Here is a 25769-nt window from a genome sequence, read left to right on the forward strand (position 1 = left end):
CCTCAATGTCTTCGGCCTGATCGACGTGACCCGCGCGGTCCTGCCCGTCATGCGGCGCCAGGGCTCGGGCACGATCGTCAACATCGGATCGCGGTCGGGATTCGAGGGCGAGCCGGGCGTCGGCCTCTACAGCGCCTCCAAGTTCGCCGTCGCCGGGCTCACCGAGGCGCTCGCGGCCGAACTCGCCCCCTTCGGCATCCGGGCCATGGTCGTGGAACCGGGAGTCCTGCGCACCGACTTCCTGGACTCCAGCTCCCTGTCCACGGCCGGCTCGCGGATCCCCGACTACGACGGCACCCCCGCCCACGTGACCCTCGACTGGGCCGGGGAGGCCAACCACACCCAACTCGGTGACCCGGTCAAGGGCGCCGCTCTGATCCACGAGGTCGTCTCCCAGGACAGGCTTCCCTCCCACCTGTACCTCGGTCCCGACACCATCGACCGCCTCCAGGTATTGCTCGCCCGGATCCAGGACGACCTGGCCCCATGGCGGGCCAAGTCCGCCGCGACCGCCCACGACGACGCCGCCTGACCGGCCCGCACACCCGGGCCCATCACAAAAGGATCATCATGTCCGCCCTGCTCACCGGAACCCCGCTGGCCGGCCGCGTCGCCGTCGTCTCCGGCGCCTCCAGCGGCATCGGCGCCGCCACCGCCCTGCGCCTGGCCGAACTCGGCGCCTCCGTCGCCGTCCTGGCCCGCCGCAAGGACAGGCTCGACGACCTCGTCGCCGCCATCGATGCGGGCGGCGGCACCGCCCTGGCGGTCGCCGTCGACGTCACCCAGCGCGCCGCGGTCGCCGACGCCGCGGCCCGGATCGCCGACCGGTTCGGCCCTGTCGACCTCGTCCTGAACAACGCCGGGGTGCAGCTGATCTCGGCGATCGAAGAGCTGCGGGTCGAGGACTGGCAGCGGCAGATCGACCTTAACGTCACCGGGGTCATGAACGTCATCGCCGCGTTCTTGCCGCAGCTCACCGCCGCGGCCGACGCCGGCCGCCCGGCCGACCTGATCAACACCTCCTCCATAGCCGCCACCCGCATCCTGGAGAAGTTCTCGATCTATTCGGGCACCAAGGCCTACATCAGCCACCTCACCCGGCTGATGCGCGTGGAACTCGGCCCCCGCGGGGTCCGCGTGGCCTCGATCGAGCCCGGCATGGTCGACACCGAGCTGCCCAGCCACGTCACCGACCCCGACGCAAGCGCGCTGATGGAGGGTCTGCTTCACGACATCGCCCCGCTGCAGTCCGCCGACCTCGCCGAAACCGTCGCGTTCATCGCCGCATCCCCTCGCCACGTCAACCTCACCGAGATCACCGTCCTGCCCACCGCGCAGGCCATCTAGCAGCCCGGCCGGGGGGCGACCGCACACCGGTCGCCCCCCGGCCAGGCCGCTCCAACCAGGAAGGATCCGCCTATGTCCGCCGCATCGACCAAGACCGCCTACCCGCTGGCCGACGTTCACCGCCTCATCGAGCCCGGACCCGTACTGCTGGTGTCCACCCACGACGGCCGTCGAGCCAACCTGATGACCAACGGGTTCAACATGCCCGTCGCTCACGGCGGTCTCATCGCCCTGATCGTCGGGCCGTGGGACTACAGCCACGCCGCCTTGGAAGCCACCGGCGAGTGCGTTCTGGCGATACCTTCGATCGATCTGGCCGAACGGGTCGTCGACGTGGGCAACTGCTCCGGCCGTGACGTCGACAAGTGGGAGAGGTTCGGCTTCACTCCCGTCCCCGCCGCCGAGGTCGCCGCACCACTGGTGCGCGAGTGCTTCGCCAACATCGAATGCACCGTCGCCGACGCCCGCCTGGCCGCCGACCACAACCTGTGGATCCTGCGCGCCGAACGCGCCTGGATCGACCCGCCTCGCCGTGGCGACGGCGAGTTCCACCACCGCGGCGACGGCACCTTCTCCCCCAACGCCGCCACCCTCGACCTGCGCCACCGCATGACCAAGTGGCGCCACCTCACCGACTGACAGTGACGATGTAGGTGAGTACCTACCACCGGGTCCGCCCCTACCTACGACTGAGGGTCGAGCCGGGATCCCGCGCAGCGTGATCCCTGGCCTTGCTCGGCGTACTCGCCGCTTGATCGGGGTGGCGATTCTCTCGCCCCGGTATGCCGCCGAGCTCGCCGCCGGGCGCGGCGGCGAACTCGGGGCGCGGATGCACCAGGCGCGCTACCGCGCCTGGTGCACGTTGACCGTGTCCGGCGTCACGGGCCTTCGATGACCAGGGCGTGGGCCTTGGCGAAGGTGTGTCGGAACTCCTTCAGTGGGGCGTAGTCGTCGGAGTGGTAGAACGCCTCGACCGCCTGCTTGCTGTCGAAGCGCAGGATGACGGCCAGGGCGGGCTTGGCGTCTGTCTCCAGGACCAGCGGCTCGGCGTCGCGGGCGATGGGAACGCCGCCGTAGCGTCCGACGACACTCAGGGTGGCGGCCTCGTACTCCCGGAACTTGTCCTCGTCCTCCGGGGTGACGCTGATGACCATGTATGCGCTCATGACAGCCATAGTACACAAGAATATTGTGCACAAGTTAAGTTGACGCGTGATAGTTTGGGATCATGCGGCTCGACGACCAGATCTGCTTCTCGCTGGCGACCGCGTCGCGGTCGGTGGCGGCGGTGTACCGGCCCTTGCTGGAGAAGGTGGGGCTGACCCAACCGCAGTACATGGTGATGCTGGTGCTGTGGGAGCGCGGCCCTGTGACGATCAAGGAGATCGCGGCGGCACTCCATCTCGATCACGGCACCCTGACGCCGCTGCTCAAACGTCTGGAGGCGGCCGGGCACATCGTGCGTCGCCGCCGGACCGACGACGAGCGCAGCGTTGACGTCGACCTCACTCCCCAGGGGGCCGCGCTGCGCGAGCGGGCCGCTGAGATCCCGGACGAGATCACCCGCGCGCTGCCGCTGACGGACGAGGAGGGCGAGCTGCTCCGCGGGTTGCTCGCCAAGCTCGACGGGCGAGGCCGTCCCTGAGGCCGCGGGGGCGCGGGCGGCGATCGCATCGGCGGTCATCGCCGATGCGACGGCGCCTTCCGGCACAAAAGGCTGGGCGGAGAGGCCGCAATCCTGGCCAGGACAGAACCGATCCGTTCCGAAGGAGAAACGATGCCCAACGACAAGACAGACATCACCGTGCGTGAAGCCGACGGCAACCGCCTTGAGGCGTATGTGGACGGGCAGGTCGCCGGGATCGTCGAGTACATCCCGGCCCAGCGCCTCATCGCCTTCGTCCACACCGAGGTCGAGCCCCGGTTCGAGGGGCGCGGTGTGGGATCTGCGCTGGCCAGGGCCGCGTTGGAGATGGTCAAGGCCTCGGACGCCAGGTTCTTGCCCCGTGTGCCCCTTCATCGCGGGCTGGAGCGCGAAGCACCCGGAGTACGACCCCTGGCGCTATCAGGCGACCAGCCGCGTCACGGACTGACGGCCCGGCCCGCCTTCCGCGGCTACAACTCTCCGGGGACGGCGTAGCGGTAGAAGAAGGGGCCGATCTGCCCGGCCAGCGCGCGCGTGAGGCCGGAACTGTCCTCCAGCAGTCGCGCACCCGGGTCGAGGTCGCCGACGTAGACCGGGTCGAAGCCGGCGTCGCGGATGAGCCGGGCGGTGACGTCCTTGGCGGCGGGCTCGGCGGCGTAGAGGTTGCTCGGTGTCACCCGCTGCGCGGTGATCTGGTCATAGGCGGCGGCGAAGACGGTGGAGAAGGATTTCGCGGTGGGGCCGCCGATGATGGATTTGACCTGGTGGGCAAGGGAGGGGAAGGCGCTGTCGCGTTCGGTGTAGAGGTTGGTCGCGTCGATGGTCACCTGCCCGTTGAGCCCGGTCACCCTGCGCAGTGCCTCGGCAATGGTGTCTCCGGGCACCGCCACCACCACGATGTCGGCGTCCGAGGCGTCGCCGCCGTCCCGGCCGAGAGTGCGGACCTGGTGGCCGGCCTTCTCCCAGAGGCGCGCCAGGCCGCCGCCGACCCGCCCGCGTCCGATCACTGTGATGTTCATGCCGACTCCTTGAGGGCGGTGATCCCGCCACGAATAGTTGGGTGATCCAAAAGTCGGGAAGGCCGCCAGATCGATGACTCGTAAGCCTTCTCGTCAGCGGCCCTCGCACGGCTCGGCCGGGCAGTCCCCAGCGGCACGGGCCGTGACCGCCGAACTCACACGAGCAGGGCTGGAGGGGGCAACTCTTGTTCTGGCCGGCAACCCCAGCCCCTCCGGCATCAGCGACACCGAAAGTGCCGCTGTGGTCCAAGGGTATCTCGGACATGTCGGGCTGAGTCTTCTCCCCGGCTCGGGGGGAGGCGCGGCGAAGCTCACCCGCCGCCACCAAGCAGCGATCACCCTGGTCAGGGCGCTCCTCTGCTTCAACACAGAAGCCGCCGGACAGGGGCTGAGCGTTCCTACGCAGGCTTCTCCAATGGAAGATCGCGCAACTGGCGGCGTGAGGTGATGCTGAGTTTGCGGAAGATACTGCGTAGATGTGCGTCGACCGTTCGAGGGCTCAAGAACAGCTTGGCGGCGACCTCTTTGGAGGTGGCGCCGGTGGCGACCAACTGCGCGATCTGTAGTTCTTGGGGAGTGAGCGAGCCGAGCGTGTCCGTCGCTCCTGCCCTGGGGCGTTCGCCGAGGGCGCGCAGCTCGCGGGCTGCTCGCTCGGCGAACGCGGCCGCCCCCATGGTGGACAGCATCTCGTGTGCCGCGTGCAGATGTTCGCGGGCTTCGCGTCGCCGCCCCTCACGGCGGAGCCACTCGCCGTACAGCAGTCGGGCGCGTGCCAGGTGCCCCAAGGCCTCGCACTGGGAAAGCCGGTTGATCGCACTCCGGTAGAGGGACTCTGCCGGGCGGCCAGTGGCCAGAAGGGCGCGTGAACGAAGCTCGACCCCGGCACCCCAGTCGGTGTCGGTCACGCCGGTCCGCTCACGCAGCCGCGCCAGCGCCCGGGCGGCGAGATCCCGCCGCCCGGCGCGGGCCGCGGCCTCGATGAACTCTGCCGGTATCCATGCTTGGAACCCGAGCTCGTCGAGTTCCCAGGCGTGCCGGCATGCCCGCAGCGCGGCGTCGTAGCGGCCGAGCCCGTTGAACAGAACGGCTTGGGCGTATTCCACGGCGGTCAGCAGCCTTCCCTCGAAACGCTCTGTCGCGTCCCGCACTCCCGCTTTGGCGAGAGTGGAGGTGCGTTCGCCGTCTCCGCGCCAGGCGGCGAGGGTGATGTCCACGTAAACAAGGGCCGGCGTGCCGATGTCCGCGGCGATGCAGTACGCCTCGTCGATCAGCGCCGCGGCGGCGGAGAACTGCCCCGCGTGGATATGTGCGAGGGCCCTGTAGCTCAACCCCACGGGGAGGAAGGCCAGCGCCCCGTCGCGGCGGGCGATGTCGACCTGGCGGTCGGCGAGTACCCGCCACGCCTCGTCGTCCCATAGGTCCATCGCCGCGCTGCACGCGAGCCACATCCAGCCACACCCGGGTTCTCGTCCGCGGTAGGCGCCGATGGCGTCCCGCAGGAGCGGCGCGGCGACCGGAAGTCCCCGCGTGACCTCGGTGGTCAGCCCGTCGAGGAGCAGGTCGAGCGGCCGTGCCGGCAAGGGCGCGGGCAGGACCGTGCGGGCCGCCTCGGCGGTCTCGGCCAGACGCGGTGCGGGACCGAACCGGCCGGCGAACAGCACTGCCGCGAACGCCTCCAGGAAGATCTCGCGCGCCGACCGGGCGTCGACCGGCGCGGTGAGCGCCGCCGCGCGCAGGAGCATGGCGACCGCGTCATCGTCCCGCTTCGCGCTGAAGGCGATCCGTGCGTGCAGCGTCTCGGCAGCGGCTCGCTGAGCCTGGTCCAAGGTCGCGGTCTTCACTGAGGCCAGCAGGCGCAACGCCTCCTCAGGTTCACCGGCGTCGAGCTTGGCCTGCGCGGCCGCCAACGCTCTGCGGTTCCGAGGAGATGTCTCGGCGGTCAGGAAGGCCGCGTTCTCCAGAAAGGCGGCGACCGAGGCCAGGCCGCCGCGCTTCGCGGCCCGGTCGGCGCAGCGTTCGAGTTCGTCGGCGACCTCCGCGTCGGGGCCGGCGGTGGCCTGTCCCCGGTGCCAGGCACGGCGGTCGGGATCGGCGGACGGGTCGGTGGCTTCGGCGATCGCTTCATGCGCACTGCGCCTGTCCTTCGGTGAGGCGGCGCGGTAGATCGCCGAACGCACGAGCGGATGCCGGAACCGCAACGCGACCCCGATGTCCACCAGCCCGGCCGCCTGCGCGGGCGCCGCCGCCTCGATCCCGACACCGAGCAACCCGGCGGCCCGGCACAGCAACGCCAGATCACCGACGGGCTCGACCGCCGCCACCAGCAACAACCGCAAGGTCGGCCTGGGAAGGTCCTTCAGCCGTCGCTGCAAGCTTCTTTCGATCGGGGGCAGCACATAGCGCCCATCGGAGCCTGCGAACCCACCTGACAGTTCGGCGGGCCCGATGCTGTGCGACAGCTCCAGCAGCGCCAGGGGATTGCCCCGCGCCTCGGCGATGACACGCTCGTGCACTCCCTCGTCAACGGCGGCGTGGAGTTGAGAAGCCAGAAGTGCGCGAGCGTCGGCCTGGCCCAAGCCGCCGATGAGCACCTCAGGCAGTCGTGCCAGCTCTTGCCGGTCATCAGGCTCACGGCAGGCGAAGATCAATGCGACCGGCTCCGAACCGATCCTGTGGGCGACGAAGCCCAGTACCTGCGCCGAGGCGTGATCCAGCCAATGCGCATCGTCGACCACGCAGATCAGCGGACGCCGGCCGGCGACCTCCGACAGGAGGGTGAGCACCGCCAGACCGACCAGGAACCGATTAGGCGCCTCGCCCTCACGCAAGCCGAAGATCGTGCTCAGGGCGTCCTGCTGGGGATGGGGCAGGCGTCCCAGCCGGTCCATCAACGGTGCGCACAGCTGGTGCAACGCCCCGAAGGCCAGTTCCATCTCGAACTCGACCCCTGCACACCGCAACACCTCGAAACCCGGCGTCGCGGAGGCGGCCTCCAGCAACGCGGTCTTGCCGATCCCCGGCTCGCCCCGGACCACCAACGCACCGCCGCATCCCCCACGGGCAGCCTCCACCAGCGTGGCCAGCCGTTCGCATTCCTTCTGCCGGCCGACGAGCGCTGCGGAATCAGGACGGGAAGGCAAATCGATCATCAGTCGGGACAGCTCCGAGAGTCGTATATCACCCTACTCCGTGACCTGCGAAAACCGGTGTCCGAGACTCCCCGGCATCTTGCGGTGGGGTCGGCCCCGCCGGGGTCGGCGGTTCCCGGGTGATGCGAGCACAGCCGAGCGTGCGCAGATCCGATCGCCTAGGGACGAACATCGGCGGTCGTCACCGATGCCGACGGGTCGAAGCCGTCGGCAGCATCGGCACAAAGCCGAATCGACCAGGGGGCAATCATGAGTCAGATCATCACAGGAACGCCGTTGGAGGGCCGGGTCGCCGTGGTGACAGGCGCCTCCAGCGGCATCGGTGAGGCCACCGCCGAGCGTCTGGCGCAGCTGGGCGCCAAGGTCGCCCTGTTGGCCCGCCGCAAGGACCGTCTTGAGGCCGCCGCCGAGCGCATCGCCGGCAGGGGCGGCGCCGCGCTCGCACTGCCGACCGACGTCACGGACCGCGCCGCCGTCCTGGCCGCCGCCGACCGCGTCACCGCCGAACTCGGCCCCGCGGACCTGGTCTTCGCCAACGCAGGCGTACAGCTCATCTCCCAGATCGGCGATCTGAAGGTGGACGACTGGAACGCCCAGATCGACCTCAACATCAAGGGCGTGATGAACACCATCGAGGCCTTCGTGCGCTCACTGGAGCTGGTCGCCGCCGAGGGCCGGCCCGCCGACCTGATCACCACGTCGTCGATCGCGGCCACCCGGGTGCTGGAGAAATTCTCCGTCTACTCCGGCACGAAGGCCTACCTCAGCCACTTGACCCGTCTCCTGCGTACCGAGCTGGGGCGCAAGATGGTGCGCGTCTCCACCGTGGAACCGGGCATGGTCGACACCGAGCTGCCCGATCACGTCACCGACCCCGACGCCACCCGGCTCATGGCCGACCTGCTGCGGCAGATCGACTGCCTGCAGTCCGAAGACGTCGCCGAGTCGGTCGCCTTCATCGCCTCCGTGCCACGCCACGTCAACCTCACAGAGATCACCATCCTTCCCACCGCACAAGCCGTCTGACCGCGGAGCGCCCCGTCCCACCGATGTGAGCGCCTCGGGGCTCTGCCGACGCCGCCGGCGAAGATGCCGGCGGCGTCACGACGGAACAAGGCCAAAAATCGTCTCCGGCATCGCCCCGGCACCTGCCTCGATAACGGCGGCCTCCCCTGGCCCGGCGACTTGGCACGCGCCCAACGGCCACAGACAGGAGCTGGCCGCTCGTCAGGACGAGTTTCCGGTGGGATCAGCGTCGTCGCCCCGCACCACGTCCGGGGTGCGCCGCTCGGCCTCGGCACCGGCGGCCGCATGCGCGAACTCCTCCTGCAGCCGGACCTCTTCGACGTCGAGCATCTCTTGAATCCGCCGGAGCACGATGTCGTCGATGCGTCGTTCGTCGCGCAGCCGCACCAGGGCGGTGCGCTTGACGCTCAGCAGCGCATGCTGCAGTTCCAACTTCCTGAGCCTGGCCCGCTCGGCCAGCGCGTTGTTGCTCGTGTCATCGGCCTGCGCGCGCAGTTCGGCCGAGATCGCGGCGACCTCCGGCTCGGGAACGTCCAGCCGAGCGGCTTGCCGCGGCAGCGCCTCAAGCGCCGCCTCGGCGATGCGACGCAGCGCCATCTCCTCCTCGGCCGATTCCGCAGTGTCGGCGGGCAGCCTCGCCCAGCGCAGAACTGCCGGAAGCGGCTGACCCAGCGCCACAAACGTCACCACGATGACCACCACGGTGATGAACACGATCGCGTCTCGGTAAGCCAGCGGAAGGTCGTTCGCCATCGTCGTCGGCACCGCGAGCGCGGCCGCCAGCGACACCGCCCCGCGCATGCCCGCCCAGGCCAGCGGGAGCCGGTGCCTGGCGCTGATGCGCCGCAGACGCTGCTGCGGGCGGCGATCCAGCAGCCGGACGAGATAAGGGACGGTGTAGAACCACGCCATGCGCGTGCCGATCACGATCGCGCTGACCGCCGCCGCGATCCCGACGGCACGCGGAAGCGAGACCGATGACAGCCCCCGCACCGCCCCGGGCAGCTGCATCCCGATCATGACGAACAATGCGCCGTTCAGCACGAAGCTGGTGACCTCCCAGAACGAGACGGCCTGGAGGCGGGCGGCCGACCCGATCACGCGGGGCCCGAACTGACTGAGGATGAGACCGCACGTGACCACGGCGAGAACCCCGGACACGTGCGCCAACTCGGCGGGAAGGAAGGCCGCGAACGGGGTGAGGACGCTGAGCGCGCTCTGCAGCACCGGCTCGCGCATCCGGCGGCGCAACGCGACCACGACAGCGGCCACGGCGATCCCGATCGCGACGCCGCCGGCGTAGGAGCCGACGAACCGCAGGGTGGTGCCGGGCAAGGAGAACGGGTGCTGCTCCACGGCCACGTCGACGGCCACCGCGAACAGCACCAGCGCTGTCCCGTCGTTGATCAGGCTCTCCGCCCGCAGCATGGTCAGCCACCTGCGCGGCAGTCCCTTGGCAACGGCTGCCACCGCGACGGCGTCGGTAGGAGCCAACACCGCGCCCAGCACGAACCCGACCGGCCAGCTGAATCCCAGCGCGTGCGCGACCGCGGCCACCGCCGCAGCAGTGACGAGCACCAGACCCGTAGCCTGCAACGTAATCGACCGCAGGTTGCTTCGGATCTCCCGCAGCGACGTGGTCAGCGCCTCCCAGTACAGCAAGGCGGGCAGGAACAGCAGCAGCACCAGCTCCGACGGGAAGGACACCGAGTCGAAGGCCGGAGTCAGACCGATCAAGCACCCGCCGGCCAGCAACAGCAGAGGCTCACTGATCCGCAGGTGGCGCGCCGCCCATGTCAGGAGCAGGACTGCGGCCACGATGACCACAACGGTTGCCAGGACCATCACCACACCTCTTCCCGCCCACCCACGGAGATCGGACTTCCCCGACCCCTCCCGGGCCGACCTTGCCACGGTCACCGAAGTCAGCAGGCATCAGCGGAAGCAAAGAAATGTTCGAGAAAAGCCACCTCACCACCAGGGGGGCGGATCGAGCCGCTTCTGCCCGCGCAGCCCGCTCGGGGTGGCCGGTGGGCCGAACCCACGTGCAGGACACTCGGGCGGTCGCCCGGGGCCTGACCGCCAAGATCCAATCGGGGCCACCATCCCCGAACGCTCCGACTGGCGGACTGGACGGGCCAGCCGCGGGCTCGCGCGGCGGGCGCCCGCCGGTCTTCGACCCAGCCGTCTACAAGCCGCAACGTGGTCGAATGCGCACCCTGCTCTATCGGCTGACCCCGGCCTGGTCGAGCTGGTCGGCGCACTGTCGGATCGAAGTACGCCGATCCATGCGGACGCGGGTCGCCCTCCGGGAGGCCAGGGTCCTTCCCGCGCCGGCTGCGGTCGTCGCGCCCTACGTCGGGTTGCTGGACCTGTCACCGAACAGTGCCTGGCGCTCCCGCTCGCGGTCGGCCTCGGGAACGAGGCTCAGAACGATCTTGCCTCGGGTGTGACGCCGAGCCAGCTCGACATAAGCCTCGCCGACCCGTTCCAGCGGATACACCGTGCTGATCGGCACGGCCAGCCGGCCGCGGGCGACCAGGTCGGCCAGCTCGGCGACCAGCACAGGGGAGAACGCGTCCTCCTGAGCCCGGCCGTGCACGCCATAGCGGCGGACCGCCAGGGGGTCGGCGACGGTGTTGATCCGGTGTGCCGGGATACCGAGTGCGATGGCGATATCGACGTTGCCCCGGCCGAAGGTGTCGATGTAGGCGTCCACACCCTCGGGAGCCGCCTTCCTGATCTCCTCGGCCAGGCCAGGGCCGTGCGGGACAGGGACGACCCCCAGGGAGCGGAGGAAGTCGAAGTTGTGCCCCCCGGCGGTACCGACGACGGTGGCGCCGCGCAGCCGCACGAGCTGCGCGGCCAGGACGCCGACGCCGCCCGCCGCGGCCGACACCACCACGGTCTCCCCCGGCCGGGGCTGGACTGCGTCGACCGCCGCCCAGGCCGTCGCCCCGACCGCCGACAGCGGCGCCGCCTCCTCCCAGGAGACACCCACCGGTTTGAGTGCTACGGCATCGGCGTCCAGGGCCACGTAGTCAGCCTGCGCCGCGCGAGGAGCGAACCCGATGACCTCATCGCCCGGGGCGAAACCGGTCACGCCCTCGCCTGTGCTGACCACCCATCCGGCGAAGTCGTTGCCCTGTCCCTCGGGGAAGGTCGCAGGCCAGATATCAGCGAAGGCCCCCTCCCGGATGCCAATCTCCCCAGGATTGATCGGGGCGACGACCGTGCGGACCAGTAGCTGTCCCGGCCCGGGCACAGGCTTGGGCACCTCGACGATCCGCAGTACCTCGGGGCCTCCGTAACTGTCGAATCTCACTGCTCTGGACATGAATTCTCCTTGGAGGCGCTGGTAGGAGGCCGGAACGCGCTCGGGGCAAGGTCGCCGAAGCAGATCGGGTCGCAGGCTGGCGCCTTACCCACGCCCCCGCCCGCGGAGGGCCGGAACATCATGGCGTGGCCTGCGTCAAGGCTGTCACCCGCATCGGCCCGGACGCGTCGGCGAAAATCACCTATGCCGTCCGTCCCGGCGGCAACCACTTCTGCCCTGGTCCTCGTCCACGGCGCATGGCACAGCCCATGAGTCTGGGAGCAGCTCATCGCCGACATGCCCGGCGTAACGATCCAAGCCGTCACGCTCACCTCCACCGGCCCCGACCCGGCACCACTCGGAGATCTCTACGACGACGCGGCGGCGCCCCGGCCACAGATCAGCCGCCCGTCGAGCCCAAGGGTGCCGCGATCGACGCGGTAGAAGCCGTACACGATGTTCAGGATCACGGTCTGCCGGAACCGTTGCGCCGATCAGCCTGGTGACCTGGCCGCGCCGCCGACCTCGACCAGCCTGGAATGACGCACTCAGGGTGATCGACCGACTGTATGAGCGCTTCGGAAATCTGCGAAGTGTACGGTGGCTCCCGAAACTGGCTCCCGAGACTACGAAGCGCTCATTGGCAACACACGAGATCGCGCCGTGGACGACGCTCTGACCTGCGGAAACTTGGGGTGGGCGATACTGGGTTCGAACCAGTGGCCTCTTCGATGTGAAGCATCGAAAGGGGCGTTCGAGCAGGTAAGCGTGGCTCTCACCTCGGGCGTCCACGACTGCCAAGGTCCAGCAGAGTCCACGCAGTTGCGCCACCATCGTCAAGCAACCCGTCAGGCACCGCCAGCACCGCCACCGGCAGTTCTACCGCCACCACGAGCGTAGGCCCCTGGCGCCAGGCGCCGACTCCTCGTTTGAGCCAAGCTCACCTGCGCCCGACTCAACTCCCCTTCCACACAGCGATAACTCGCGAACTGTCGACGTCCATTCGTGTCCACTACGACTGTCACCCAGGTAGACACTCACCTTACGCAGGCTTGCGTCCCGGACGTACGACCTTCCAGCGATACACCACACGGGCCGCTCAGGGCTGACTGCTTCTCAGCGAACTAGGTCGTGCTTTGCCGCGCTCATGTGAAGGCACGTGGGCATGGCCGAGCAGACGGAATCAAGATCACGACTGCTGCCTTTCCGGATGGAAACAAAAGGTGTGTCCATCGAGGCCGACACCAATTAGCCGAACGAGCCTTTTAGCGAGCACTGCAGCGTCTGCACGGGTGGTGCATAGCCGCCAAGATTTCAAGGTCTGTCAAAGTCTCGGGATGTCGCATGCCATAAAATTCCCCATCGATTTCTACAGCCTCTTCGGCGGCAGCAACTGCCTCGGCATGTCGATGCAGAAAGTAGCAGACCTGTGCAAGATGAACTAGCACTGCAGCGCGTGCAGTTCGAGAAGAGGTCTCGGCCCTCTTCAGTAATTCAGCGGCTTCGAGCAGGTCCCCGTAGGTCGATTCAGCCTTTTCCAATGAACCAGACAGAATGTAATGCAACCCAAGTCGGCCTCTAACGCCCAGAAACTTGGAGATAATCTCAGGGCTATCAACCCAGTTGTGCAGCACCGCATCGACTCCAGCAAGCAAGGCCTCGGTCTTCTTCAAATCGCCAGCGTCTATCGCCGCATCTGCATAGGACAAGGTATTGTCAATGTATCTGTACTGCCCACCACGAGTTACTCGTTCATCCTCAGCCGCCGCATAGTTAAAGAGCCCGTACTTAACTAGGTCCGCAATATCCAACCGCCCGCGGGCGAGTAGCACCGCATCGCCATAAATAGCATCGCGCACGTTAGAGCTTACGCCAGGATACCTATCCAACTCGAGAAGCGCATACTGATTCTGATCATTAGCCTCCTCATGTCGATTGAGAAGCCATAGCAACTGAGTCAGGCTATGATAGACAACTAGAGATTGCTCTCCAAGCCCCTGAAAGTTCCGCTGCGCTAGCGACAGCTTATCGACGACCTCTAGTGCAAGTGATCGATCTCCGGTAAACAGGGCTACTTGAGCCTGCATGTTCCAAGTATCAACGATCGCTTGAAAGTTTTCACTCAGTTCCGCCAACTCAATATTTTCATCGAGAAGAGAGCGAGCCTCTTCTATTCTCCCCACCTGAAGCAGAGCTAGCACACCGAAAAAACGAAACGCAAAGGGAGCGCTGCCTGGCAACAATCCTTGTTGTGAACGATCTACTACTTCCTTAAGTGTGGGTTCAATATAACGAAGTGCGGAGTGAAAGTCATGCATGTCAAGGAGCCGCTTGATCACCTCCGACGCTCCGGCAATCACCGCAGGACCGTATATCTCTGCTTCCAGAGCGAGTTGAAGTGCTGATTCGAGATGCAAGGCATAAAGTTCTTTGCTGGCTGGGGTATGCTCTCCAAGAGAGATAGGAGCCAGGAGAAGTCCGAAGGAAGCTCTCAACCATTCGATGTTATTCTTGGTCGTTCGTCGCGCGATCAAGCGAACCATCGGATGCGTTATCAATCCATCTCGTTCTCGCCGCACAAGCGAGAGACGAACCAGGGCTTCTAAAGCAGAGTCGAAACTTGCCTCGTCTTCAAGGGCGATTCTTGCCTCCCAACCCTCTCCTTTTAGCTTGGATAGCCGCTCATCTACTGTTTCTTCCTGCATAGACGGATATTCTCCTACATACGTCCACAAGGACTTACAAGAGAACACCTCCTCAGGAACTCGATCGGAGCCAAGACAAGCGAGGATAGAGAGGAGGCCTTGCGCTAGTGGCTCTCGCTCAACTGCGGAGGCGATAGCTAGGCGGATCGCTTGGACAATTGATTTGGGATACCCCGCAGCCTCACCCTTATCTAGAACAATCAAAGGTGTTCGCTCTAGTCTATGAATATACCCCTGCGCGTCGAGGCTCATTAGTCGACAATAGTTAGCTGCCTGCGTAATTGCCAGTGGGTGATCGTGAAGTTTCGTCACCACGCGGGCAACGTCATCCCACGGCCAACTTGGAAGAATCTTCGAGGCATATTCAATGCTCTCGCTCCTCTTCCACGGCGCCAGATTAAGATGCTCGTAAGCATCATCCAGGTGTGGCATCGTTGTCGTAATAAGTACCCGACACAATGCTTGCCGCGGTATTAGTCCTCGCAATATTTCGGGATCTGTTACCCCATCCAGAATTAGAAGTATGCCGCTACTCTCGGGGAATCTGGATGCGACAGATCCGTTGTTTCCACCGAGGGTAACCCTCGACTCTAGAGAAACTTCTAGGAATCCTAGGTCGGTTAGAGTGTTAATTACATGAGACCGTACACTAGCGTCGATGAAGATAGACCTGAAGTCCTTGTGCGTGGCCGCAAAATGCAAGGCTAGACTGGTTTTACCACATCCAGTAAGTCCGTGTATGACGACAGGCGAAACAGCGTCGGGGCAACTGTCAGCCAGCAACCAGCGCAGGGCTGCCAGTTCTTCATCACGCCCCGTAAACAGCGGATCTGGTTCCCACCCCGGACTTACATCCGGAAGATGCTGGGCTTGCAACTTGTCACAGCATGCAAGAATGTGTGCTTTTATAGCCTCAGCAGCCAGAAATTTCTTAGAATTCGCATGAGACAACTCGGACTCGATCTGTTCTCTAACGGTTGCCCCCAGTGCAGGCGCGCTCAGGCTCCTACTTGGCGGTGTGTCCGTCCCGGCTTCTTGAATTAGATCCAGCAAAGCTTTATAACACTGGCTTGCATGGCGACTAGAACGACCTTGTTGCTCAAGAAACTCTTCTAGTCGTCGAATCGCTACATCCGTTATTTCTTTTCGTCGAGGCAATGGCTCCAAGGGGAAAGAGAGGGATTGGAGGAAGGCTGCCGCTTCTTTCGAGGAGCATCCCAACTGCCGCGCCACCCGCTCAGAGACAGCTTCTATGTCCCTAGGAGCGTGGCTGGTGCAAGCCTTCCACAAATCCTTTGCTGGCCCAGCAAATCCCGCATTGCTCACAAAAGCTACACTGCAAGACTTCTTGGCGTTTTCCCACACGCAGTATAGATCCTCCAGGACGGAGTCCTTCTTCAATGCGGCCCATGACCAATTTGGATCGCTTCGGTGATTAGGCTCTCGATGCTTTATTGAAATCAACTCGGGAGATCCGTCACTCGGAAGCAGAATCAAGTCCGTCGAATGCTCGATTAGTACGGCGGCGAGCCGCTCACTCATGAGTCTTGTGAGGATTATGAGAGCGATGCATTCATCTTGATATTCGTATCGCGCTCTCGTCTCGGGCGCGGTATTCCTCGGGTCGCTTGGCAGTCCTTCGGCTGCTGCCTTGGCCTGATCATGGGACCACAACGACTTGCCCTGTGCGCTCGAGTCCGCCACGTCCTCGATTGTAAACCGGCTGAGGCTAGTCATGCAGTTCCGAGAAGCATCTGCGCTGATCAGGGGAGCAAGTCCGTTCTTCTGAGTGTCCTCACATGGTGATCTGATCAACTCACCTCGTGTCCTCGCTCAAGACCTAGCCGAGGACACGGACTCCGTCATGTTGGCGGACGGGGACGACGGTGGGCGTGGCCAGGGCATCTTGGACTCGGCTGAACGCCAGGTCCTCGGGGCGATGATGCTGTCGGCCCGGGCCGTGGTCGACGCCCGCGAAGTCCTGGACGGCAGCGAGTTCTACCGGCCCGCCCACCAGGAGATCTGGCAGGCCGTCTGCGACCTGGCCGACCGCGGCGACCCCTGCGAACCGACCGCCGTCGCGGCCGAACTCGGCCCGCGCCGCCTCACCAAAGTCGGCGGCGGCCCCTACCTGCACACCCTCATCCAGGACACGGTGTCCTCCACCCAGGCCGGCTACTACGCCCACCGGGTCGCCGATCTCGCCTACGCCCGCACCGTCGCGATGACCGGAATCCACCTCACCCAACTCGGCCACCAGGCCGCAGGCGGTGACGCCCTCGACCTGCGCGCCTCGGTCACCTCGGCCGTCCAGGAAATCACCGCACCGGACACCCGAGGCTGGCCGGCCCCCACACCGCTTGAGGCCGCCCGCGAACTGCCGACCTTCCCGCTACCGATGCTGCCGGACTGGCTCGCCGAATACGCCGCCCGACTGGCCGAACAAACCCAGACACCACCCGACCTGGCCGGCTGTCTGGCCCTTGCCGTCCTCGCCGTCACCGCCGGCGGAAAGGTCTGGGTGCAGGCGCGCGGCTGGCGCGAGCCGACCAACCTGTTCACCGTCATCGCGCTCGGCCCCGGCAACCGCAAGTCCGAGGTCTTCGCGGCCATGACCGCACCAATCCGCGCCGCCGAGATAAGGCTCCGCGACCAGGCCCAGCCCTACATCACCGACATAGCCATCCAGCGGCGCGTCGCCGAGGCCGACATGGAGAAGGCCGAGAATGCCGCGATCAACGCCGTTGACGCCGTCGTCCGCGAGCAGCACCTGGCAGACGCGCGCATCGCCGCCGAACGCCTCCAGGAGCTGCTGATACCGGCCGAGCCGCGGCTGTTCTCCGACGACGCAACACCCGAAGTCCTGACCTCTCAGCTCGCGCAGCAGGGCGGGCGGATGGCCGTGCTGTCCCCGGAGGGCGAGATCTTCTCGATCGCCGCCGGCCGCTACAGCGGCGCCCCCAACTTCGCCGTCCTCAAGCACGGCCACGCCGGCGAAGGCATGCGCATCGACCGCGTCGGTCGGCCCTCGGAAATCATCGAGTCCGCACACGTCACCCTCGGCATCTGCACCCAACCCGACGTCCTGGCCGGCCTCGCCGACACCCCGCAATTCCGCGGCCAGGGCCTCCTCGGACGTCTGCTCTACTCCGTCCCGGCCTCACTCCTCGGCTACCGCGACGCCAGCCCCGAACTGATCCCCGCGCACATCGCCCAGACCTACACCGACACCCTCACCGGCCTCATCACCTGACTGCACGACATCCCCGAACCGATCACGCTCACCTTCACCGAAACCGGCCTCAGCGCCGTCCAAGACCTGCTGCGCGAAACCGAACCGCGCTTCCGCCCCGGCAACGACCTGGCCCACATGCCCGACTGGGGCGGCAAGCTCCCTGGCGCAGTCGTCCGCATCGCTGGCCTACTCCACCTCGCCCAACACCATCACGGCACATGGAACCGCCCCATCACCGCCGACACCTTCGCCTGCGCCCGCCAGATCGGCGACTACTTCCTCACCCACGCCCAAGCCGCCTACGACCTCATCGGCGCCGACCCCGACCTGGCCGACGCCCGCGCCCTACGCGACTGGATCGCCCGCGCCGGCATTCACCGCTTCACCGCCAGCGACGCCGTCCAAGCCCTGCGCCCCCGCTTCCGCAAGGTCGCCGACACCGAGGCGGGCCTACGCGTCCTAGACGCTCACGGCTGGATCAGACGGCGCCCCTCCGCACCACGCGCCAGCGGCCCCGGCCGCGTCCGCGCCACCGTCTACGAGGTCCACCCACACACCCTCGAAGATCCGCCCAGAGACCCATAACCACACCCCCGCGGCGGCTACGCACGGTGACTGCCTTAGGGCGCGAACCCCCGGACGAGCCCCTGCAGGCCTGCAAGTAATGCAGAGAAATCAATTGTTCTGCATTTCCTGCATACCTGCAGCCGCACAGCCCCTCGCCAGCACCCGATCCCCGTCACCCAACGTGACGACACTCAGAGGAGATCACGATGCCCAGAACCACCGCCCCCACCCCCGAAGAACCGGACGAAGGGAGCAAAGCCGCCCGCCAGCGGCGCCCGCAGGGGGACGGCGGCCTGCGCTGGAGTGAGAGCCGGCAGCGCTGGATCGCCGAGATCACCATCGGGTACACCCCGGAGGGCAAGCGGATCGTCCGCTCCGCCAGCGACCGGAGCAAGAGCAAGGCGCTCAAGAAGCTTCACCAGAAACTCCGCGACCGCGAAGACGGGCTGCCGAGCGAGGACACCAGATACACCGTCGCCCAGGCCGTAGAGAACTGGCTTGAACACGGGCTTAACGGCCGCGACCCCAGCACCGTCCAGACCAAGCGGTTCCTGGCGGCCAAGCACATCATCCCGGAGCTCGGCGCCCGCAAGCTCAGAGAGCTTTCGGCCGACGACGTCGACACCTGGCTGACCCGAAAGGCAAAGCAGGTCAGCACCCGCACGCTTCAGGAGCTGCGGTCCATCCTCAAACGCTCCGTCGCCCGGGCCCAGGCCCGCGACAAGGTGAAGCGGAACGTCGTGCTGCTGTGCGAGCTGCCCAAGGGACGCCCCGGCCGGCCGTCCAAGTCGCTGACGCTGGAACAGGCCGAGGCCGTTCTCACCGCCGCCGAAAGCGCGCGCCCTGGCTACGCGCCTACGTGGTGCTTTCGCTGCTGACCGGTGCTCGTACCGAGGAGCTGCGGGGGCTGGAATGGTCGCACGTCGTCGCCTATGACCAGGAGCGTCAGGCGTGGCGGCCGGTGGGCGCGGCCGGCTGGGAGCATGAGGAGTTCGCCGTCTACGTCTGGCGCTCGGTTCGCGCGTCCGGCGACACCAAGACGCCCAAATCTCGCCGGACGCTCAAGCTCCCCCAACGCTGCGTCCCGCCCCTCGTCGCGCTGTGGGAGGACCGCAACGGGCGGACCGACGGCCTGGTGTTCGCCACGCGGGCCGGCGCGCAGCTCGCCGCCGGCAACGTCCGGCGCGAGTTCCGCCGCGTCATCGCCCGGGCCGGCCTCGAGGCCGAGCAGTGGACGCCGCGGGAGATGCGGCACAGCTTCGTGTCGGTGCTGTCGGACCGCGGCGTGCCGATCGAGCACATCTCCCGCCTGGTTGGGCACAAGAGCCCGACCGTCACCGAGAAGGTCTACCGGCAGCAGATCAGGCCCGTGATGGACGAGGGCGCGACCGCCATGGATCGGATCTTCCCTGAGCTGATCATCGAGCCGCCGTCAGGCAGTTAGTCAGGCTCGGGGCGCTTTGGAGGTCTCCAAGACGACGAAGAGGCCGCTTCCAGATACTGGAAGTGGCCTCTGACCTTGCCGTATAAGGGGGTGGGCGATACTGGGTTCGAACCAGTGGCCTCTTCGGTGTGAACGAAGCGCTCTCCCACTGAGCTAATCGCCCCTGCGGAACGCGTGTTCCGACGTCGGAAACTCTAGCGCATCTCCGGGGGTGGTCGCGCGCCGGTTTCCGTGGCTGCGGTGCGGGTGGCGGGGCTTCGGTCAGGTCCAGAAGGTGGGGTCTTCTATGTTCCAGGGGAGGGTCGCGCCGTAGACGGCCAGGTAGGCGGTCAGGGCGGCGGCCAGGGCTGCGGCCGTCAGGGCGCCGAGGATGGTGTTGCGGCGGCGGGTGCGGGGGTCGAGGGCCTTCTCCTTGGCTCGGTCGGCGGCGGTCCTGGCGCGGTGGAGGGCGCGCTGGGCCCAGGCGAACTCGGTGGCGAGGATGGCCAGGCCGATGACGATGCCGAGGAGGCCGGGGCCGGGGGTCACCATCATGATCAGGCCGCCGGCGAGGACGGCGGCGCCGGCGAGGAAGACGCCGGCGCGCCAGGCGGTGTTGAGGAGGGGGTTGCGCCGGATCCGGGCTCGGAAGCGGTGGGAGAGGCGCGGTTCCGAGGGCGTGGAGTCCTTTTCATGATTTATTGCCACGGTTTTACTCTAAGCCAGCGGATGGGCGCTCGGGAGCCCGCGAAGGTGGGTGGATCGGGCCGTGGGGCAGGCGGGACGGCGCGAAGGAAACTTGCGAATGATCCGCTTTTGCCCAGGTCAGACGCGGGTTTTGCTAGGGTGAGATGGATCACAAACGCCGGGGACGCCGGAATGTTCGGCCGAGTTCAGGCAGTTAGGCGTCATAGATCGCGGGGATGTCGGTGGGAAGGAGCACCGCCACCGAGGCACCCCGTGAGCCAGCGGGACCGACGTAAGAGGGAATGGCCATGAACAGCAGTACCACCGTCTCAGCAGAGCTGGGCCTTCGTCTCGTCGTCCCCGACCGCACGACCGTCCCTCTGCTGGCCGGGCTGGAGTACGCGGCCGACGACCCGTACGCGATCCGGATGGCCTTCTACGTGGGCGACGACGAGCCGGTCGAGTGGATCTTCGCTCGGGAGCTGCTCACCGTCGGCATCGTGCGCAAGGTCGGGAACGGCGACGTTGAGGTCTGGCCCGGCGAGGACGACGGCACGCTCAACATCGCGCTGTCCTCCCCGTTCGGGGACGCGCTGTTCGAGGTGCCGCTCTCCCCTCTCGCCGACTTCCTCCACCGGACGTACCAGGCGGTGCCCGCCGGCGAGGAGAGCGAGTTCATCGACATCGACGCCGAGCTGGAGAACCTGCTCTGGCCGTCCTAGCCGGACAGGCGCGCGATGTGGCGCATCTTGTTCATCGCGTCCAGGGCGGCGACCTTGTAGGACTCGGCGAGGGTGGGGTAGTTGAAGACGGCGTTGACCAGGTAGTCGATCGTGCCGCCGCAGCCCATGACCGTCTGGCCGATGTGGACGAGCTCGGTGGCGCCGGTGCCGAAGACGTGGACGCCGAGGAGGCGCCGGTCCTCCGGTGAGACGAGGAGTTTCAGCATCCCGTAGGAGTCCCCGATGATCTGGCCGCGGGCCAGTTCGCGGTAGCGGGACACGCCCACCTCGAAGGGGACCTTGGCCTCGGTCAGGGCGTCCTCGGTGCGGCCGACGAAGCTGATCTCGGGGATGGTGTAGATGCCGATGGGCTGGGTCTCGTGGATCTGCGAGACGGGCTCGTCGCAGGCGTGGTGGGCGGCGAGGCGGCCCTGCTCCATCGAGGTGGCCGCGAGGGACGGGAACCCGATCACGTCCCCGACCGCGTAGATGTGCGGGACCTCGGTGCGGTAGTGCTCGTCGACCTTGATCCGGCCGCGGTGGTCGGCGGCGAGGCCCGCGGCCTCCAGGCACAGGTCGCCGGTCATGCCGTGGCGTCCGGCGGAGTACATGACGGTGTCGGCGGGGATCCGCTTGCCGCTCTCCAGGACGGTGATCGCGCCGTGCGCCATCCGCTCGACGGACGCGACGCTCTCGCGGAACCGGAAGGTGACGGCCAGGTCGCGCAGGTGGTACTTGAGCGCCTCGACGATCTCCAGGTCGCAGAAGTCGAGCATGCGCTCGCGCCGCTCGACGACGGTGACCTTGGTGCCGAGCGCGGCGAACATGGAGGCGTACTCGATGCCGATCACGCCGGCGCCGACGACGACCATGGTCTCGGGGATGCGGTCCATGTGGATGATGCCGTCGGAGTCGATGATCGTCCGGTCGTCGAAGTCGACGGTCTCGGGCCGGGCGGGACGGGTGCCCGTCGCGATGACGATGCGGTCGGCGGTGAGCTTCTGCTCGCGGTCGCCGGCCCCGCTGACGGCGATCGTGTCGGGTTCCAGGAAGCGGCCGGTGCCGGGCAGCACGGTGACGCGGTTGCGGGCGAGCTGGCTGCGGACGACGTCGGTCTCGCGGCCGATGACGTGCCGGGTGCGCATCCCGAGGTCGGCGACGGTGATCTCGTCCTTGACCCGGTAGCTCTGCCCGTACAGCTCCCGCTGGTTGAGGCCGGTCAGGTAGAGGACGGCCTCGCGGAGCGTCTTGGACGGGATCGTTCCGGTGTTGATGCAGACGCCGCCCATCATGTCGCGGCGGTCGACGATGCCGACCCTGCGGCCGAGCTTGGCGGCGGCGATGGCCGCGCGCTGCCCGCCGGGTCCCGAGCCGAGGACGAGGAGATCGAAGTCGCTCACTCCGCCAGTGTGACGTCTGGCCGCCCGTCCGATAAGGGCTTCAGGGAACGATTCCCCCGGCCCCTACGGCCTCAGCCCGCTGAGGCGTTCGCACGCCGACCACACCGCCTGCTGCCCCCGCGCGTCGAGCGCCCCTGACGGCCAGGCCGCGCGGCGCGCCTTGGCGTCGACATACGCGCCGGTGACGCCCTCCATCTCCGGGCGGGACGCCAGGTGGACGCTGGAACGCGAGGCCTTGGTCATGTCCGACAGCAGCAGCGGCCCCAGCAGCCTGATCAGCGGGGCGGCGGGCCGGTAGAGGTAGGGGAACGCGCGCATGGGGGTGGCCTGGTTCCCGGGGGTGTAGGCGTGGCCGGGGTAGGCCACGTTGACGGTCACCTCCTCGTCCTCCAGATGGGAGGCGAACCGGTGACTCATCGCCATCAGGGCCGTCTTGGCGTGGTTGTAGTGCGCGAACCTCCACCCGAGGTACTTCTTCTCCCCTTGCAGGTTGCCGGGATCGATCGTCCCGCCGGGCATGCCGCCGGTCAGGTTGACCACGCGCGCCGCGCCCGCCGCGCGCAGCGCCGGCAGGAGCAGGCAGGTGAGGGCGTACGGGGCGAGGACGTTGACGGCGAACGTGGCCTCGACGCCGTCCCGCGTGAGCCGCCGTTCGGCGTTCATGCCCCCGGCGTTGTTGACCAGGACGTCGAGCCGGTCGTACCGCTCGGTGACCTGATCGGCGAGGCGCCGCAGGCCGGCCAGGTCCGACAGGTCCGCGGTCAGCGCCGTGGCTTCGCCGGCGGCCTCCCGCGAGATCGCGTCGGCGGCGGTCCTCGCGCGGTCGGGGTCCCTCCCGACGAGGACCACTTCGGCGCCGAGCATGGCCAGCCGCCGGGCGGTCTCCCGGCCGATCCCCGCTGTGCTTCCGGTCACCAGGACGGTCTTGCCGTGCATCGTCTTCTCCTCTCCCGCCGGCCGTCGCCGACGGAGGACAGAATATGTCACCGAGTGCCAGACACAACTCTAAGTGCCATAACCTATCCTCGGTGCATGACACGTGCGGAGACGATGGGGCTGCGGGAGCGGACACGGCGCGCGGTGCGCGCCGAACTCGCCGAGCTCGCGCTGGGACTGTTCATCGAACGCGGGTACGAGCGGACCACGGTCGAGGACATCGCCGCTGCGGCCGGCCTGTCCAAGCGCAGCTTCTTCCGCTACTTCCCGACCAAGGAGGACGTCCTGTTCGGCGACGTCGACGACCTCGCCGAACGCGTCGCCGACGACATCCGGTCGCGGCCCTGCGACGGCGATGCCTGGGCGTGCCTGCACGCCGTGCTGCGCGACTGGGAGCCGCGCATCCACGCCGCGCAGCGCGACCTGACCGGCATGCGCCTCATCGAGACGACCCCGGCGCTGCGGGCACGCCTGCACCAGAAACGCGACGAGCTACGGGATCGGATCAGCGCCGCTCTGAGGGAAAGACCCGGCGCCCCGCTCGACACCTTCACCGCCGACCTGCTCACCGCCGCCGCCGGCGCCGCCCTGGACGCGGCCGCCCGCGAGTGGGTGCGCTCGGACGGCACCGCCGACCGCGCGGCCCTCATCGACCAGGCGTTCATCCTGCTGGCGCCGCGTCTCTGAGACGACCTCATCCCGGCCCCGGTCACGGCCTGCCGAATGCCGGCCGGCGCGGCGGGGCTTCGCCTTCACGATCACCGGTTCCAGGCGCCCTTGCCGGAACGGCGGTGAATGATCAGCCCGGTCGCTCCCGGGGGGCGGTGAGGTCTCCGGCGAGCGCGTCCAGGCCGGCCTTGATGCGGTCGAGGGGCATGCCGCGCGTCCGGCGCTGGTAGAGGAACAGGTTCGCGGCGAGGGGGGCGAGAAGGGCGTCGGCCAGGTAGGCGGCGTCGGCGTCGGGGCGGACCTCGCGGAGCAGCATCGCCAGATGCCGGTGGTAGAGCCTGTAGGAGCCCTCGCGGAAGCGGGCCTCGGGCGGGTCGGCCTCGGCCATCAGCAGCAGGTCCGCCTGGGCCTCGGTGCGGTCGGCCAGGGCGTGCAGGAAGGCGCGGACGCGCTCGGCGGGGGCCGCGCCCGGGCCGAGCGGCGGAGGGCCCTGGATGAACGCGGCCTGGAAGTCGCGCTCGCGGTCGTCGATCACGGCGTAGACGAGCCTGGCCCGGTCCCCGAACCGGCGGTACACGGTGCCGACGCCGACCCCGGCGGCCCGCGCGACCTCGTCCATCGAGACGGCCTCGGGCCCGCGGGTCGCGATCATCTCCGCGGCCGCGCGCAGGATGCGGCGGCGGTTGTGCGTCGCGTCCGCGCGCTCGGCGGGCGGCCGCCCCACCACGGGCAGCTCCCGCATCCAGCCCCCTCTCGGCACGGCACACCAGCCTAACCGGTTTGTATCCGGAATACTCTCCGGTTAAGCTCCGCTAAGTGGAACTTTCTCCGGTTAGGGAGTTGAGATGACGGCGGATCTGACGGGACGGGCCGCGCTGGTGACGGGCGGCGGGCGCGGCATCGGGGCGGCGATCGCGCGGCGGCTGGCGCGGCACGGCGCCGACGTCGCGGTGACCTACGTGCGGGCCCCGGAACGGGCCCGCGGCGTCGTCCGCGACATCGAGGCGGCGGGCGGGCGCGGGCTGGCGATCGCCGCCGACGCGGCCGACCCCGCGGCCGTCGTCGCGGCCGTCGACCGGGCGGCGGCGGAACTGGGCCGGCTCGACATCCTGGTCAACAACGCCGGGATCGCGCCCTACGGGCCGCTTGAGGACGTGTCGGCCGCCGAGCTCGACCGGACCCTGGCGATCCACGTCCGGGCGGCCTTCGTCGCGGCGCAGGCGGCGTCCCGGCATCTCGGGCCGGGCGGGCGGGTCATCAACATCGGCAGCAGCCTCGCCGAGCGCGTCCCCTACGCCGGGTGGACGCTGTACGCCATGAGCAAGTCGGCGCTCACCGGCCTCACCCGGGGCCTGGCCCGCGATCTCGGGCCGCGCGGGATCACCGCGAACGTGGTGCAGCCGGGCTCGACCGACACCGAGATGAACCCCGCCGACTCCCCCGACGCCGAGTTCGAGCGCGGGTTCACGGCCCTCGGCCGGTACGGGCGCGCCGAGGAGATCGCCGCGATGGTCGCGCATCTGGCGGGCCCGGGCGGGGACTATGTCACGGGTGCGGCGATCGCCGTGGACGGGGGGTACGCAGCCTGATGGCCTGGATCTTCCTGCTGATCGCGGGGTTGACGGAGCTGGTGTGGGCGACGGCGCTGAAGCAGTCGGACGGCCTGACGAAGCTCTGGCCGACCGTCATCGGCCTGTCGGTCGCGCTCCTCAGCGTCGTGGTGCTGTCGCTGTCGCTGCGGACCCTGCCGGTCGGGACGGCGTACGCGGTGTTCGTCGGCCTGGGGGCGCTCGGCGTCGCGCTGGTCGGCATGGTCGCGTTCGGCGAGAGCGCGTCGCCGGCCCGGCTGGCGTTCCTCGGCCTGATCGTCGTGGGCGTGGTCGGCCTGCAGATGCTGGAGGGCTCTTAGCGGGGCGGAGATCG

General features: G+C 67.8%; 22 protein-coding genes, 1 tRNA gene and 1 pseudogene. 13 read left to right on the top strand and 11 right to left on the bottom strand.

Annotated features, from left to right (window positions below):
- The 3 genes from AB0K37_RS00540 to AB0K37_RS00550 all read left to right on the top strand — a co-directional run.
- Positions 1–532 (top strand): SDR family NAD(P)-dependent oxidoreductase (locus AB0K37_RS00540; protein ID WP_363972555.1); only part of this gene is annotated, 532 nt, incomplete at its 5' end.
- A gap of 38 nt (positions 533–570) precedes the next feature.
- Positions 571–1347, top strand: a complete 777-nt coding sequence (locus AB0K37_RS00545; protein ID WP_363972558.1) for an SDR family oxidoreductase — start codon at positions 571–573, stop codon at positions 1345–1347.
- Between the two features lie 72 nt (positions 1348–1419).
- On the top strand, positions 1420–1986 hold the full coding sequence (locus AB0K37_RS00550; protein WP_363972561.1) for a flavin reductase family protein: 567 nt from the start codon (positions 1420–1422) through the stop codon (positions 1984–1986).
- A gap of 239 nt (positions 1987–2225) precedes the next feature.
- Here AB0K37_RS00550 and AB0K37_RS00555 read toward each other — a convergent pair whose 3' ends face one another.
- Positions 2226–2513 (bottom strand): DUF1330 domain-containing protein, encoded by a 288-nt coding sequence (locus AB0K37_RS00555; protein ID WP_173392871.1) that lies wholly within the window; start codon positions 2511–2513, stop codon positions 2226–2228.
- Positions 2514–2575: 62 nt separating this feature from the next.
- On the opposite strand from AB0K37_RS00555, the gene AB0K37_RS00560 reads away from it, so the two are divergent.
- The gene (locus AB0K37_RS00560; RefSeq protein ID WP_363972563.1) at positions 2576–2992 is read left to right on the top strand and encodes a MarR family transcriptional regulator; all 417 of its coding nucleotides are present in this window, start codon (positions 2576–2578) and stop codon (positions 2990–2992) included.
- 132 nt (positions 2993–3124) lie between these two features.
- The gene (locus AB0K37_RS00565) at positions 3125–3487 is read left to right on the top strand and encodes a GNAT family N-acetyltransferase (RefSeq protein WP_363972566.1); all 363 of its coding nucleotides are present in this window, start codon (positions 3125–3127) and stop codon (positions 3485–3487) included.
- Here the strand turns inward: AB0K37_RS00565 and AB0K37_RS00570 are convergent.
- Together AB0K37_RS00570 and AB0K37_RS00575 are read right to left on the bottom strand one after the other, a co-directional pair.
- Positions 3463–4011, bottom strand: coding sequence for a hypothetical protein (locus AB0K37_RS00570; RefSeq protein WP_363972568.1), 549 nt, complete (start codon positions 4009–4011; stop codon positions 3463–3465). The genes AB0K37_RS00565 and AB0K37_RS00570 overlap by 25 nt on opposite strands.
- Positions 4012–4409: 398 nt before the next feature.
- Positions 4410–7160, bottom strand: a complete 2751-nt coding sequence (locus AB0K37_RS00575; protein WP_363972571.1) for an AAA family ATPase — start codon at positions 7158–7160, stop codon at positions 4410–4412.
- A 249-nt stretch (positions 7161–7409) separates the two neighbouring features.
- Here AB0K37_RS00575 and AB0K37_RS00580 point away from each other — a divergent pair, with 249 nt between their 5' ends.
- Entirely contained in the window at positions 7410–8186 is a 777-nt protein-coding gene (locus AB0K37_RS00580) for an SDR family oxidoreductase (RefSeq protein ID WP_363972574.1), read from the top strand.
- A gap of 201 nt (positions 8187–8387) precedes the next feature.
- Here AB0K37_RS00580 and AB0K37_RS00585 read toward each other — a convergent pair whose 3' ends face one another.
- The 3 genes from AB0K37_RS00585 to AB0K37_RS00595 all read right to left on the bottom strand — a co-directional run bounded on the left by AB0K37_RS00585 (position 8388) and on the right by AB0K37_RS00595 (position 15911).
- Positions 8388–10031: a Na+/H+ antiporter gene (locus AB0K37_RS00585; RefSeq protein WP_363972651.1), complete on the bottom strand. Its 1644-nt coding sequence runs from the start codon at positions 10029–10031 to the stop codon at positions 8388–8390.
- Positions 10032–10539: 508 nt separating this feature from the next.
- Positions 10540–11523: an NADP-dependent oxidoreductase gene (locus AB0K37_RS00590; RefSeq protein ID WP_363972576.1), complete on the bottom strand. Its 984-nt coding sequence runs from the start codon at positions 11521–11523 to the stop codon at positions 10540–10542.
- 1244 nt (positions 11524–12767) lie between these two features.
- On the bottom strand, positions 12768–15911 hold the full coding sequence (locus AB0K37_RS00595) for an ATP-binding protein (protein WP_363972578.1): 3144 nt from the start codon (positions 15909–15911) through the stop codon (positions 12768–12770).
- A gap of 202 nt (positions 15912–16113) precedes the next feature.
- Between AB0K37_RS00595 and AB0K37_RS00600 the strand changes: the two are divergent.
- From AB0K37_RS00600 to AB0K37_RS00610, 3 genes and pseudogenes are all read left to right on the top strand, one after another.
- Positions 16114–18027 (top strand): annotated as a pseudogene (locus tag AB0K37_RS00600) (DUF3987 domain-containing protein).
- A gap of 188 nt (positions 18028–18215) precedes the next feature.
- On the top strand, positions 18216–18887 hold the full coding sequence (locus AB0K37_RS00605) for a hypothetical protein (protein WP_363972580.1): 672 nt from the start codon (positions 18216–18218) through the stop codon (positions 18885–18887).
- A complete protein-coding gene (locus AB0K37_RS00610; protein ID WP_363972583.1) occupies positions 18872–19453 on the top strand; it encodes a site-specific integrase in 582 nt (193 codons plus the stop codon). The genes AB0K37_RS00605 and AB0K37_RS00610 overlap by 16 nt, the downstream gene beginning before the upstream one ends.
- A 91-nt stretch (positions 19454–19544) precedes the next feature.
- Here the strand turns inward: AB0K37_RS00610 and AB0K37_RS00615 are convergent.
- Both AB0K37_RS00615 and AB0K37_RS00620 read right to left on the bottom strand, forming a co-directional pair.
- Positions 19545–19616, bottom strand: a tRNA-Val gene (locus AB0K37_RS00615).
- Positions 19617–19714: 98 nt separating this feature from the next.
- The gene (locus AB0K37_RS00620; protein ID WP_363972586.1) at positions 19715–20140 is read right to left on the bottom strand and encodes a TIGR02611 family protein; all 426 of its coding nucleotides are present in this window, start codon (positions 20138–20140) and stop codon (positions 19715–19717) included.
- A 287-nt stretch (positions 20141–20427) separates the two neighbouring features.
- On the opposite strand from AB0K37_RS00620, the gene AB0K37_RS00625 reads away from it, so the two are divergent.
- Positions 20428–20841, top strand: a complete 414-nt coding sequence (locus AB0K37_RS00625) for an SsgA family sporulation/cell division regulator (protein ID WP_345180665.1) — start codon at positions 20428–20430, stop codon at positions 20839–20841.
- Here AB0K37_RS00625 and sthA read toward each other — a convergent pair.
- On the bottom strand, positions 20838–22241 hold the full coding sequence (gene sthA, locus AB0K37_RS00630; protein WP_363972589.1) for a Si-specific NAD(P)(+) transhydrogenase: 1404 nt from the start codon (positions 22239–22241) through the stop codon (positions 20838–20840). The genes AB0K37_RS00625 and sthA overlap by 4 nt on opposite strands.
- A gap of 63 nt (positions 22242–22304) precedes the next feature.
- Positions 22305–23177 carry an SDR family NAD(P)-dependent oxidoreductase gene (locus AB0K37_RS00635; protein WP_363972592.1) on the bottom strand — a complete coding sequence of 291 codons (873 nt, stop codon included), beginning with the start codon at positions 23175–23177 and terminating at the stop codon, positions 22305–22307.
- Positions 23178–23273: 96 nt separating this feature from the next.
- On the opposite strand from AB0K37_RS00635, the gene AB0K37_RS00640 reads away from it, so the two are divergent.
- Positions 23274–23864 carry a TetR family transcriptional regulator gene (locus tag AB0K37_RS00640; RefSeq protein WP_363972595.1) on the top strand — a complete coding sequence of 197 codons (591 nt, stop codon included), beginning with the start codon at positions 23274–23276 and terminating at the stop codon, positions 23862–23864.
- A 112-nt stretch (positions 23865–23976) separates the two neighbouring features.
- On the opposite strand, the gene AB0K37_RS00645 is transcribed toward AB0K37_RS00640, so the two are convergent.
- Positions 23977–24588: a helix-turn-helix domain-containing protein gene (locus AB0K37_RS00645; RefSeq protein ID WP_363972598.1), complete on the bottom strand. Its 612-nt coding sequence runs from the start codon at positions 24586–24588 to the stop codon at positions 23977–23979.
- A 103-nt stretch (positions 24589–24691) separates the two neighbouring features.
- Between AB0K37_RS00645 and AB0K37_RS00650 the strand changes: the two genes are divergently transcribed.
- Positions 24692–25435, top strand: a complete 744-nt coding sequence (locus AB0K37_RS00650; protein ID WP_363972601.1) for an SDR family oxidoreductase — start codon at positions 24692–24694, stop codon at positions 25433–25435.
- On the top strand, positions 25435–25755 hold the full coding sequence (locus AB0K37_RS00655) for a multidrug efflux SMR transporter (RefSeq protein WP_363972604.1): 321 nt from the start codon (positions 25435–25437) through the stop codon (positions 25753–25755). Before AB0K37_RS00650 ends, AB0K37_RS00655 begins: the two co-directional genes overlap by 1 nt.
- Positions 25756–25769 lie beyond the last annotated feature (14 nt).

This window comes from Actinomadura sp. NPDC049753 (genome assembly GCF_040674655.1).
In the GTDB taxonomy this organism is placed as follows: Bacteria; Actinomycetota; Actinomycetes; order Streptosporangiales; family Streptosporangiaceae; genus Spirillospora; species Spirillospora verrucosospora.

Bases quoted from the DNA above. Each gene is read 5' to 3' on its own strand.
- AB0K37_RS00645 (WP_363972598.1), bottom strand. From the start codon at position 24,588: ATGCGGGAGCTGCCCGTGGTGGGGCGGCCGCCCGCCGAGCGCGCGGAC.
- AB0K37_RS00555 (WP_173392871.1), bottom strand. From the start codon at position 2,513: ATGAGCGCATACATGGTCATCAGCGTCACCCCGGAGGACGAGGACAAG.
- AB0K37_RS00580 (WP_363972574.1), top strand. From the start codon at position 7,410: ATGAGTCAGATCATCACAGGAACGCCGTTGGAGGGCCGGGTCGCCGTG.
- AB0K37_RS00585 (WP_363972651.1), bottom strand. From the start codon at position 10,031: ATGGTCCTGGCAACCGTTGTGGTCATCGTGGCCGCAGTCCTGCTCCTG.
- AB0K37_RS00650 (WP_363972601.1), top strand. From the start codon at position 24,692: ATGACGGCGGATCTGACGGGACGGGCCGCGCTGGTGACGGGCGGCGGG.
- AB0K37_RS00565 (WP_363972566.1), top strand. From the start codon at position 3,125: ATGCCCAACGACAAGACAGACATCACCGTGCGTGAAGCCGACGGCAAC.
- AB0K37_RS00570 (WP_363972568.1), bottom strand. From the start codon at position 4,011: ATGAACATCACAGTGATCGGACGCGGGCGGGTCGGCGGCGGCCTGGCG.
- AB0K37_RS00605 (WP_363972580.1), top strand. From the start codon at position 18,216: ATGCCCAGAACCACCGCCCCCACCCCCGAAGAACCGGACGAAGGGAGC.
- AB0K37_RS00550 (WP_363972561.1), top strand. From the start codon at position 1,420: ATGTCCGCCGCATCGACCAAGACCGCCTACCCGCTGGCCGACGTTCAC.
- AB0K37_RS00560 (WP_363972563.1), top strand. From the start codon at position 2,576: ATGCGGCTCGACGACCAGATCTGCTTCTCGCTGGCGACCGCGTCGCGG.
- AB0K37_RS00640 (WP_363972595.1), top strand. From the start codon at position 23,274: ATGACACGTGCGGAGACGATGGGGCTGCGGGAGCGGACACGGCGCGCG.
- AB0K37_RS00625 (WP_345180665.1), top strand. From the start codon at position 20,428: ATGAACAGCAGTACCACCGTCTCAGCAGAGCTGGGCCTTCGTCTCGTC.
- AB0K37_RS00590 (WP_363972576.1), bottom strand. From the start codon at position 11,523: ATGTCCAGAGCAGTGAGATTCGACAGTTACGGAGGCCCCGAGGTACTG.
- AB0K37_RS00635 (WP_363972592.1), bottom strand. From the start codon at position 23,177: ATGCACGGCAAGACCGTCCTGGTGACCGGAAGCACAGCGGGGATCGGC.
- AB0K37_RS00545 (WP_363972558.1), top strand. From the start codon at position 571: ATGTCCGCCCTGCTCACCGGAACCCCGCTGGCCGGCCGCGTCGCCGTC.
- AB0K37_RS00575 (WP_363972571.1), bottom strand. From the start codon at position 7,160: ATGATCGATTTGCCTTCCCGTCCTGATTCCGCAGCGCTCGTCGGCCGG.
- AB0K37_RS00655 (WP_363972604.1), top strand. From the start codon at position 25,435: ATGGCCTGGATCTTCCTGCTGATCGCGGGGTTGACGGAGCTGGTGTGG.